Source organism: Wenzhouxiangella indolica (assembly GCF_042310355.1).
In the GTDB taxonomy this organism is placed as follows: Bacteria; Pseudomonadota; Gammaproteobacteria; order Xanthomonadales; family Wenzhouxiangellaceae; genus Wenzhouxiangella.
In genome coordinates this window covers 44,465-55,194 of sequence record NZ_JBHJMR010000018.1, presented here as the reverse complement: position 1 = coordinate 55,194, position 10,730 = coordinate 44,465, and the positions used below count along the sequence as shown (strand labels likewise).

9 protein-coding genes are annotated in these 10,730 nt (G+C 54.0%); 8 read left to right on the top strand and 1 reads right to left on the bottom strand.

Annotation, left to right across the window (positions count from 1 at the left end; translation table 11 throughout):
• Nucleotides 1-118: 118 nt before the first annotated feature.
• A complete protein-coding gene (locus ACDC67_RS14495; protein WP_376694278.1) occupies nucleotides 119-244 on the bottom strand; it encodes a hypothetical protein in 126 nt (41 codons plus the stop codon).
• Nucleotides 245-277: 33 nt separating this feature from the next.
• On the opposite strand from ACDC67_RS14495, the gene ACDC67_RS14490 reads away from it, so the two are divergent.
• The 8 genes from ACDC67_RS14490 (at nucleotide 278) to ACDC67_RS14455 (ending at nucleotide 10,657) form a co-directional block, all read left to right on the top strand.
• Entirely contained in the window at nucleotides 278-955 is a 678-nt protein-coding gene (locus ACDC67_RS14490) for a restriction endonuclease subunit S domain-containing protein (RefSeq protein WP_376694277.1), read from the top strand.
• Nucleotides 952-4,098 carry a type I restriction endonuclease subunit R gene (locus tag ACDC67_RS14485; protein WP_376694275.1) on the top strand — a complete coding sequence of 1,049 codons (3,147 nt, stop codon included), beginning with the start codon at nucleotides 952-954 and terminating at the stop codon, nucleotides 4,096-4,098. The genes ACDC67_RS14490 and ACDC67_RS14485 overlap by 4 nt, the downstream gene beginning before the upstream one ends.
• A gap of 523 nt (nucleotides 4,099-4,621) precedes the next feature.
• The gene (locus ACDC67_RS14480) at nucleotides 4,622-5,215 is read left to right on the top strand and encodes a hypothetical protein (protein ID WP_376694273.1); all 594 of its coding nucleotides are present in this window, start codon (nucleotides 4,622-4,624) and stop codon (nucleotides 5,213-5,215) included.
• Entirely contained in the window at nucleotides 5,215-6,729 is a 1,515-nt protein-coding gene (locus ACDC67_RS14475) for an Hsp70 family protein (protein ID WP_376694280.1), read from the top strand. Before ACDC67_RS14480 ends, ACDC67_RS14475 begins: the two co-directional genes overlap by 1 nt.
• A gap of 2 nt (nucleotides 6,730-6,731) precedes the next feature.
• On the top strand, nucleotides 6,732-7,940 hold the full coding sequence (locus tag ACDC67_RS14470; RefSeq protein WP_376694272.1) for a tellurite resistance TerB family protein: 1,209 nt from the start codon (nucleotides 6,732-6,734) through the stop codon (nucleotides 7,938-7,940).
• The gene (locus ACDC67_RS14465; protein ID WP_376694270.1) at nucleotides 7,933-8,991 is read left to right on the top strand and encodes a M48 family metallopeptidase; all 1,059 of its coding nucleotides are present in this window, start codon (nucleotides 7,933-7,935) and stop codon (nucleotides 8,989-8,991) included. Before ACDC67_RS14470 ends, ACDC67_RS14465 begins: the two co-directional genes overlap by 8 nt.
• 224 nt (nucleotides 8,992-9,215) lie before the next feature.
• Nucleotides 9,216-9,599: a hypothetical protein gene (locus ACDC67_RS14460; protein ID WP_376694268.1), complete on the top strand. Its 384-nt coding sequence runs from the start codon at nucleotides 9,216-9,218 to the stop codon at nucleotides 9,597-9,599.
• Entirely contained in the window at nucleotides 9,596-10,657 is a 1,062-nt protein-coding gene (locus ACDC67_RS14455) for a transposase (protein ID WP_376694267.1), read from the top strand. The genes ACDC67_RS14460 and ACDC67_RS14455 overlap by 4 nt, the downstream gene beginning before the upstream one ends.
• Nucleotides 10,658-10,730: the final 73 nt, after the last annotated feature.

The following is a 10,730-nucleotide window of genomic DNA, read 5'->3' as shown; positions in this document are numbered from 1 at the left end:
CACAGCCAGGACCGTGATCTTCCTGCTGGCAGGGAAACTCGACTTCCGCAGTCTCAATCCGCATGTGTATGCTTAACCCACTTGGAATTCAACAGACCCAGAAATTATCGTTCCGCCGTTAGATGAACAACGCACCATTGCCGCCTTCCTTGACCACGAAACCGCGCGGATCGACCGGCTGATCGAGAAACAGCAGCGACTGATCGAGCTGCTGAAGGAAAAACGCCAGGCCGTCATCTCCCACGCCGTCACCAAGGGCCTCAACCCCGACACCCCGATGAAAGACTCCGGCGTCGAGTGGCTGGGCGAAGTGCCGGCGCAATGGAATGTCAAACGCCTCAAGCACATTTCTCCGCAAATTAGTGTCGGCTTGGTAATCAATCCTTCCATCTATGTTCAAGAAGAGGGCGTTCCATTCTTGTTCGGAGGAAACATTGTCGAGGGAGGATTCAAACTTAATGGCGTCCGGAGAATGAGTGATGCCGACAGCAGGAAACTTCACCAGTCCCGACTACGTAAAGGAGACTTGGTCTGCGTTCGCGTTGGCTATCCCGGAGTCACTGCAGTTGTCCCTGCAGAACTCGATGGCGCGAACTGCGCATCAGTCATGGTTATTCGATCCGGCCCATTTGAATCCGATTGGCTGTGTCATGCTCTAAATAGCCGCGTTGGCCGTTTCCAAGTTGGTCAGGTTCAATATGGAGCAGCGCAAAAGCAGTTCAACATTGGCGATGCTATCGAGTGGACCTTCCCGGTTCCTCCGCAAACTGAGCAGAAAGAAATCGTGAAGATGTTGACCGATGTTCTGGGCAGACTCCAGGCCGCGACTGAAGCAGCAAACCGAATGATTGGGCTTCTACGAGAGCGTCGCTCAGCACTGATCTCCGCCGCCGTCACTGGAAAAATCGACGTCCGCGACTGGAAGCCGCCTGAGCAAGAGGACGCCGCCTCATGACCGACAAAGCTGCCGAACGTCCGTTTCAGAAGGCCATCATCCGTGAGATGACCGGCGCGGGCTGGGCGGAGATCCCGGCCTCCGGCTACGACCGCGAGCTGGCGCTTTATCCCGAGGAACTGCTGGCCTGGCTGCGTGAGACCCAGCCCGAGGCGATCGAGCGGCTATCGAAGTTCTACCAGGACCGCACCGATGAAATGATCGTCCGGCGCGTGGCGCGCGAGATGGACAAGCGCGGTGCGCTGGACGTCATTCGGCGCGGCATCAAGGATCGAGGCGTCAAGCTGAGCTTGTGCCAGTTCCGACCCGACCACGGCCTGAACCCGGACACCCTGGCCCGGTACAACGCTAACCGTCTGCGCGTGGCGCAGGAAGTGTCCTACTCGCCCTATGCCCGGGAGAACTACAACCCGCGCCTGGACCTGGTGCTTTTCGTCAACGGCATCCCGGTCTCAACCCTGGAGCTGAAGTCCGAGTTCAAGCAGGCCATCGAGAACGCCAAGCGGCAGTACAAGTTCGACCGTCCGCCGAAGGATAAGAAGACCCGCAAGGACGAGCCGCTGCTGGCCTTCAAGCGCCGCGCGCTGGTGCATTTCGCCGTCAGCCAGGAAGAAGTCTGGATGACGACCCGCCTGGCAGGTGCGAATACCTTCTTTCTGCCATTTAACCAAGGCTACGACGGCGGCCAGGGCAATCCACCCAACCCGCACGGCTATGCGACCGACTACCTATGGAAGCGCGTCTTTGAGCCCGAAACCTGGCTCAACATCCTCCACCGATTTATCCATCTGGAAGTCAAGAAGCAAGACGACGGCAAGACCAAGGAAACCTTGATCTTTCCTCGCTACCACCAGTGGGAGGCGGTCACCAAGATTGTGGGCGACGCGCGGCGCGAGCGTGCCGGGCAGCGCTACCTGATCCAGCACAGCGCGGGTTCGGGTAAATCCAACTCCATCGCCTGGAGCGCTCACCAACTCGCTTCGCTACACACCACCGGCGACGAGCGGGTGTTTGATTCGGTCATCGTCATCACCGACCGGACGGTGCTCGATGACCAGCTCCAGGAAACGATCTACCAGTTCGATCACAAAGAAGGGGTGGTTGCCCGGGTCAATCGCGATGAGGGCGAAGGCAGCAAATCCGAGCAGCTAGCAGAAGCGCTGGAACGTTCAGCGCGGATTATTATCGTGACTATTCAAACGTTCCCGTTTGTGCTCGAGCTGATCCAGAAGCGAAGCGGTCTGAAGGGGCGGAAGTTTGCCGTGATCGCCGACGAGGCGCATTCCTCGCAGACCGGCGCCACGGCCTCCAAGCTCCGCCAGGTGCTGCTGGCCGAGCAGATCGCCGAAGGCGAGGATCTCAGCGCCGAAGATGTGTTGGCCGCCAGCGTCGCCGCTCGAGGTCCAAACGAGAACATCAGCTACCTGGCTTTCACCGCCACGCCCAAGGCGAAGACTCTGGAGCTGTTCGGGCGCCCGCCCGAGCCGGATCAGCCGCCCAGCGAAGAAAACGTACCCGAGGCCTTCCACGTCTACACCATGCAGCAGGCCATCGAGGAAGGCTTCATTCTGGACGTGTTGCGCCGCTACACCACCTACGAGACCGCCTTTGAGATCGAGCAAAAGGCCACTGCGCCAGATGAAGAGGTCGACAAGACCCGCGCCGCCAGCCGCATCTACCAGTGGGCCAAGCTGCATCCCTACAATATCGAGCAGAAGGTTCAGGTCATCATCGAGCACTTCCGCCAGCATGTCGCCCACTTGCTAGAGGGAAACGCCAAGGCGATGGTGGTGACCGATTCTCGCAAGGCGGCCGTGCGCTACAAGCTGGCCTTCGATAAATATGTGGCGGAGAAAGGCTATCCGGGTATACAGGCCATGATGGCCATTTCCGGCGATGTGAACGACCCCGAGATGGGGCCAGAGCCCTTTAACGAGCGCAATATGAATCCGGGCCTGCGCGGCCGTGACATGCGCGAAGCCTTCGATACGCCCGACTATCAGGTCATGATCGTCGCCAACAAATTCCAGACCGGCTTCGACCAGCCCAAGCTCTGCGCCATGTACGTGGACAAAAAGCTCAAGGGCGTCGACTGCGTGCAGACCCTCTCCCGGCTAAACCGCACCTATCCTGGCAAGGAGGATCCCTTCGTGCTGGATTTCGTCAATGACCCCGACGACGTCCTGGAGGCCTTCAAGCCCTACTACCGAACCGCACGACTCGAAAATGTCACCGATCCGAACCGGATCTACGACGTTCAGGACGCCCTGGAAGCCGAGCGCATCTATACGCAAGATGAGGTCGATGCCTTTGCCGAGTCGTTCTACGACCCCGAACAGACCGCCGACCGCCTGAATTACCTGATGCGCGCCCCCGTCGACCGATTCCAGACGCGCTACCGCCGGGCCTTGCAGGAAATCAACGAAGCCGAAACCGCCGAACGTCGAGCCGATCGGGCCGGCGACACAGAAGGACAGCGCTGCGCAGCCGAAAATCGAAAAGCCGCGGCCGAGGAAAAGGACCGCCTCAATCTGTTCCGAAAGAACCTAGGCACCTTCTCCCGCTTCTACGAATTCATCTCCCAGGTCACTCCGATGCCCGACGAGGACCTAGAGCGCCTTAACGTCTTCGCCCGCCACCTCCGCCCGCTGCTCCGCGAGGAGCGCCCCACCGAGGAAATCGACCTCTCCGGCTTGGAACTCAGCCGATACCGCCTGCAGAAACAAAATGAACGCGCGCTGGAACTCCGTGACGGGGACCCCCTGCAACCGGCCGATGGCCTCGGCTCCGGGAACCCACACGAGCCTGAAAAAGACCCGATGTCGGTAATCATCCAGCGGCTTAACGAAATCTACGGCGCCGGCGATTGGACCGAGGCTGATGTGGTGAACCATTTCAAGGCCCTTACCGACAAGGTCATGGAAAAAGACCAAGTTGTCTCGCAAATAAAACACAACAGCGATGATCAGGTTATGCACGGCGATTTTCCGGCTGCAGTGCAAGCCGCCGCTATGGAAGCTTTCACGGCCCAAGAAGATTTATCTAGAAGAATCCTCGGGGACGATCGAGTGATGAGTGACGTAACGCTACTCATACTCGAGGCAATCCGGAGGAACTTGCAAAATCCACAATCGCGCTTCTAAACAGATGGTAGGGGCAAGCGTCATTAAAGATAACTGCCGCAATTGTGAAAGTACGAGCGTGACGTATATCACAACTATCTTCGCGCCGAAAAGATGCCATAAGCAACTGATTATAGGATCTATTTTTGTTTTTAAAGATCAAGAATTTGCGAATAGCTTATCGGAGGGTGCATAATCAAATCGCGGGGCGTGCATTGACAGGGGATAGCTTCGCCGTTCAAGGGAATCTACGAAAGGCCAAGCTCTGGATTCGAAGCCGAATCAATCAGTGGGTGCAGCTTTCACCCAATAGACTTGGGCTATTCACGATTGACACGCTTGGATTGCGATCTAACCGGCTGGGCGATCATCGCGTCCTAGCGAACTTCACAAGCCATGTAGATCGGTTTGAGAAAACCAGGATGGTAGAGGACCAACAGAGGACATCATGCAAGTACCAGTAGTCATTCTCATATTGCTTATATCTACGACGCTTGTTGCATGCGGGCTTTGCATTTATATGTACCGATGGAGGAGGGTGTTGGTGGGAAAAGAGAATGCTCTCCTACCTGAGCACACGTCCGAAGTGCTACATCGACATATGGACGTATCAAAAGAATATATGGAGGCCCTCCCAGGGGTCCTCGAACAGTTCGCAAAAGCTATATATGAAACAGTTGATTCTAAACTAGCTGACCAGAATGACCTTATTGCAGTGTTTAAAGACGCCGTGAACAAGCGGGAAAAGGAAATATCGAAGCTGCAAGATGGCTACGAGATTCACTTATTCAAAAAGGGAGCGTCTGAAATCATCGAAGTACACGATTTTTGCACTGAGATTCTTAAAGATGAAGAAATTCATCCAAAAGATATAGAAATGCTTTCTAAGCTAATTGAAAAAAGCCTTTCTTCCCTGGGCATTCAAGTGTATTACCCCCAAACCGGCGAATCTGTTACGGACCTCGCTGATAGAGTTTCAGATTCGTTTTCAACATGGGAGACAGAAGATCCTGAAAAGGACATGACTGTCGCTGAAGTGAAATGTCCTGCCTATATTTTTGAAGGGCCAAAACATAGCGAAATCATTAAAAAAAGCAAAATCGAAATTTTCAAATTTAAGAGTAAGGAGGGTGAGTGATGGCAGTTATAGGAATCGATCTAGGAACAACCTTTTCAGCAGTTGCATATATCGACGATATTGGTCGGCCGGTGATTCTGCGTGATGCAGAGGGCCATAATATCACTCCATCCTGTGTAACCGAAGCTAACGGTAGAATCGTTGTCGGCCAAAATGCTCAAATCAAATCGCTCATCGAATTAGATGACTCTAAAAATGAGGGTCGGGCAGGTGCCAGGTTTAAGCGTCTAATGGGTCATTCAGAAAGGCACCAAGTCGGCAGCCAGATGCTTACGCCAACCGAATTGAGTACGTTGGTATTAAAGAAGCTTGCGCATATTGCAGAAACTCAGCTCGGTGAGGTTACAGAGGCGGTTGTCACGATCCCTGCCAATTTCGCGCACGAAGCGCGCGAGGCCACGCTTCAGGCTGCCCGTAAAGCCGGCCTCAATGTCAGAAGCATCATTAATGAGCCAACAGCTGCGGCGCTCTTTTATGCTCACGAAAAGCAGTCATCACTTCACGGCCATTACGCTGTTTTCGACCTTGGTGGAGGCACGTTTGATGTCTCAATAATTAACATCAACGGGGAAAATGTGGATGTCAAAGCATCTTCTGGAGTGTCGCGATTGGGTGGCGATGACTTTGATATTGCGTTGACCGAACTGGTGGCTAAGAAATTCGAGACACAAACCGGCAGCCCGATGGCGCCGGACGATTTCGGCCGAGAAGATGCCGAAAGACTAAAAAAGGCTCTGTCGACTATGGAGGCGACTGAAGCGCGGGTTGGTCGCAGAGATTTTGTCCAAGTGACTCGTTCGGATTTCGAGGAAGAGATCTCGGGCTTGTTGGCGCAGGTTCAAATGCACTGTGAGTCAGCGCTCGAAGAGGCGGGATTATCAACAAGTGATATAAACGGCGTATTTATGGCGGGTGGCAGCTGTCGCGTACCTGCTGTACGTAATATTGCCCAAAAGGCATTCGATCAAGAGCCTGTGGAGACTGCCAACCTTGATGAAGTGGTTGCGCTTGGGGCTGCACTATATTCCGCAAGCAAAGCAGACAGGTCTAGCCTAAACCCTGCTCAGAGTCGCGCCGTATCCGGTATTGGCTTGAATGAAATTGCAGCCTATTGCTTTGGAACTTTGTCGATTGGCATTGATCGCGCTACTGGGCAGCAAGAGATGCAGAACTCCGTCCTTATTAAGAAAGGAGATGCAATTCCTTGTAAAGTCACCGAAACGTTTTACACAGTAGCTAACGACCAACGGGACGTCGCTCTTACCGTCACTAGCTGTACGACTCCAGAGACGGACCCGGACTTTACGGAGACAATATGGGAGGGTAATTTGCCCCTTCCTCCCGGTCGTCCCCAGGGTCAAGAAATTCAGGTTTCCTTTTCTATCGATGATAACGGGAGCATGCATTGTCATTTTAAGGACGTTGCAAGTGGCCAATTCCAAGAAGTTGATATCAACGAAAGTATCAAGAAAGAGATGGAAGACTCCGAAGTTGAAGCGTTTCAGGTGGATTAGCCATGGAAGTCCTAATTGTAATTGGAGTAGTTTGGTTTATATGGTGGGCAATTGGGGAGGCCCTAACGAATAGGGGCCGTGAAGCGCAGGGCTCTGCTCCCTCCGGCTCTATGAGCAAACTCGAAGCGCGCTGCCGAAAGGAGTCATTTGGACAGGGCGACGCTCAGTTTGACGCCCTCGCAGTCGAGCTCCGAGGTCTTTTCCCCGTAAACACCAACACAAGGACGAAGCTAATTATTTCCGTCTTCTGGGAAGACGAAAATCAGGAACTTCTCCCGGTCCTGTCAGCTCTTGAAGATTTCCAGGAGGAGGAGACTATTGCCTACCAAAATGGCTCTGAGCTGCCTGTTTTAAAGCCTGGTTATGGGTTTGGAAATTGGGTTCAGGCGGGCGTCGTTATCCCTGATCTGTTGATCGCTCCCTATGGTGGTCGTCAGAGAATAAAAATCTTCCTTCGACTGATGGATCTTGGTAAGCCTTTTGATATCCGTCTCGGCAGGCATTCCGAAGCATCAAATGCGGCAACTTTGTGGTCGCAAGTACTAAACAGAGAGGTGGCGCTATCTCAAAAGGGCTACATTGAAGCGAAAGAATCACAAGATAAGGCTGTAGAGCTTAGTGCAAAACTGGCAGTTGCGGTTTCTGTCTCAGACGGCTCGGTTGATCCAAAAGAGTCAGAAGTTGTTAAGCGTTGGATTAAGAAGCACCTTGAGAGCTTTGAGGGCGACGATCGAGAAAGTCGGAAGAAGACTCTAAACGAAGCATTGTCAGATACTCTGCGAGACGCTAAGGTCGGGCAGTTGCAGATAGGTGAGATTTGCAAGGAGCTGAGGGCGCTTGAGTTGCAAGGTGCAAAATATGAAGCCATCGAACTTTGCCATGATGTAATGGCAGCCGATGGCGTTGTGGATAAAGATGAGATTAAGGTTCTCGACCAAATCTCCAAGGCTCTCGAGCTCGATGAAAAGAAAGTAGAGGCGATCCGGGATAAGCGTATTAATACGCTGAGCGTCGAGAATTCAGCCACAGAAAGCCGTGCGCATATTCTAGGGATAAAAGACGGTTGGTCTAAATCGGAAATTAAGGCTCATCTCCGGAAAGAGTTTACGAAGTGGAATAACCGACTTAACACTCTTCCTAAAGGCCCTAAAAGAGATCGGGCACAGGAGATGCTCAAGCTGATAGGCGATGAGCGGAAAAAATATGAGTGAGGCGGGCCCTGCCGGAGCGGATCGATTGGAGGCTTTGCGTTTTCCTTCAGACGATCAGTCGGCAATCAATTCCCTTGCTCCGAATGAGGAGCTTTCGGCGGCGGTGGCTCAATGTGCGTTAAATGAGTTTCCTATAACGCCAGAGTTAACGCCGGAATTGGAGGCGGCTTTTTCTGGGTCACTATCAAAGCTTGGCCTGGAAAGGGAAACTGTTAAGGCTTACGTTTTCCCAGATTCGAGTATCCAGGCAAACTGCCTCCCGTCACAGGGTTCGGGCTGCATAATTCGGCTCTCATCTGGTCTAGTACAGCTGCTTGATGAGCGGGAAATATGTTTTGTTATCGGCCATGAATTGGCCCATCATTTTTTTGGGCATGGCTCGGTAATTAATGGCTCGGATCATTTGGCGCTAGAGGATAAGATCGCGCTAAAGCATAGAGAAATCTCGGCGGATCGGCTCGGTCTAATTGCCTGCGGGTACTTAAAAGAGAGCATAACTGCTCTAATCAAAACGGTCTCTGGCCTGGATGACTCGCATCTTAGGCTGGATATTAATGCGTACATCGAGACTCTTTCGAAAGTTGAGGTACAGGACGATCTTAGCCAAAATCTTTCGGTCCAAACGCATCCGCCAATTCTGATTCGTTGCCGTTCATTGCTTTGGTTTTTTGGTGTGCTCGGTTCTAATTGTCAAATTAGCGATTTGAGTTTGACAGAGCTTGATCTTGTTAATCAGCGGGTTCTCAAAGACTTAGAGAGGTTCGTCGATGCTGCAGCGTTTAGCGCAAAGGAAGACCTCGCCCTAAAGTACGACATGTGGAATCTTGTTTGCACCATCTTGGAGAAGAATCGCTTTTCTCGGGCAGCCCAGGAGCAGGTTCTTGCTCGATTTGGGCCAGAGCGTCTAGAGCAAATTAAAAGATTTCTAGGCTCATCGTCGAAACAAGAGCTTCGTGCGATTGCCAAACGCAAAAGAGATTCTGCGGCGAGTGAGTTGAGACGCCATTTTCCGGTCTCTGCGCCGGCTCTATTAAGGCGATCTCAATCCTGACTTAATGCTAGCGATCACGCCGTAGACTCTTTATGGGAGCTTATGTTTTTCCCGTACAGCCTGGAAAAGCAAGTTCCCGTCTTACAAAACCTCGGCTTTTGGCCAACGGATGTAACAAATAATGGCGTGACTAGCCGTTGGTCTTACCCTGTGTGTCAACATCCTTCCCAACAGCACCTGATCGGTTTTATCTGTAACATTCAGGGCGCTTACGGAGTGAATAGATGTCTGATTCCAACGAAGTTGTCACCGACCCGCGCCTTGAGAAGCGTACCCGACGTCGCTTCAGTGCTGGTGAGAAAAAGCGCCTTCTGGCTGAAGCCGACGAGCTGCCATTTGGCGAGAAAGGTGCGTGGCTCCGTCGCCAGGGCCTGTACGCGGGCCAACTGTCGACCTGGCGCAAGGACCTAGCCGAGCACGGCGAATCGGGCGTGGCTGCTCGACAGCCCGGTCGCAAGCCCGCTGATGCCCGCGACAAGGAGCTCGAGCGCCTGAAAAAGGCCAATGCCAAGCTGGAGAAACGCGCCTACGTCGCCGAGCAACTGGTCGATCTCCAAAAAAAAGTCTTGCACCTGTTCGACAGCGACAAAGACGACAACAAATCGTGAGTTGCCTGACCGCACTGCCGGCGGATGTGCCCAAAACACAGGCCTGTCGGGCACTGAACGTGCCGCGTCACTGGTGCTATCCCGATCGCCGGCGCCGGGACCGCACCTCGGCGCCGGCGGGCACCGGCCGCGGCCTGTCGGAACCGGAGCAGCAGCGCATCCTCGATGAGTTGCACTCCGAACGCTTCCTGGATGCCGCCCCGCGCCAGATCTACGCGACGCTGCTCAGCGAGGGCACCTTACTGGGCTCAATCTCGACGATGTATCGCCTGCTGGCTCGTCGCGAGGAAACATCCGAGCGTCGCAACCAGCGTCCGGCCCAACACCACGTCAAGCCGCAACTGCAGGCGACAGCACCGGACGAGGTCTACACATGGGATATCACGAAGCTGCCGACTCTGGCCCGCGGTATCTATCTGTGCCTCTACGTCATCCTGGACCTGTTCAGCCGCTATCCCGTGGGCTGGATGGTCTCGCGCAAGGAAAACGCCGGTCTGGCCTGCCACCTGTTCCGCGAAGTCCTGTCGCGCCGGGCAATCAAGCCCCAGCAATTGATCGTCCATCAAGACCGTGGCTCACCGATGATCGCGCATAGCTTTGGCGATCTGCTCTCGGACCTGGGCATTGAGCGAAGCTTCTCGAGGCCAAGAGTCAGCAACGACAATCCGTTCAGCGAAAGCCAGTTCAAGACCACCAAGTATTGGCCAAGTTACCCGGGGCGCTTTCGAGACGATGAGCATGCCCGACAGTGGTGCGGCGAGTTCTTCCCGGCCTACAGCCGCCGACCGCATGAAGGCTTGGCGCTGTTCACGCCGGAAGACCTCTACACCGGGCGCTTTGAAACAACCTGGCAGGTCCGACAGGCGACCATGGATAGGCACTACGAAGCGTATCCCGAGCGTTACGTCAAAGGGCCGCCGCATGTTCCCAGGCCACCTGCCATCGTAGCCATCAACCCCGACGACGGGCAGACTGCGGAAGAACTGCTGGGCACGCCAGACGCGTTCGAAACATCACCAACGCCGGTCAGCGTCGAGCTGCCCGAGGTTGTTACATAGAAAAACGCGCCGATGTGTTGGGAATATGTTGACACGTTCCGTTAGTGCAAGTTTAGCTAGCTCCTACGCTGGA

Coding starts and splice junctions, on each gene's coding strand:
- ACDC67_RS14460 (WP_376694268.1), top strand. CDS start 9,216: ATGTCTGATTCCAACGAAGTTGTCACCGACCCGCGCCTTGAGAAGCGT.
- ACDC67_RS14465 (WP_376694270.1), top strand. CDS start 7,933: ATGAGTGAGGCGGGCCCTGCCGGAGCGGATCGATTGGAGGCTTTGCGT.
- ACDC67_RS14485 (WP_376694275.1), top strand. CDS start 952: ATGACCGACAAAGCTGCCGAACGTCCGTTTCAGAAGGCCATCATCCGT.
- ACDC67_RS14475 (WP_376694280.1), top strand. CDS start 5,215: ATGGCAGTTATAGGAATCGATCTAGGAACAACCTTTTCAGCAGTTGCA.
- ACDC67_RS14470 (WP_376694272.1), top strand. CDS start 6,732: ATGGAAGTCCTAATTGTAATTGGAGTAGTTTGGTTTATATGGTGGGCA.
- ACDC67_RS14490 (WP_376694277.1), top strand. CDS start 278: ATGAAAGACTCCGGCGTCGAGTGGCTGGGCGAAGTGCCGGCGCAATGG.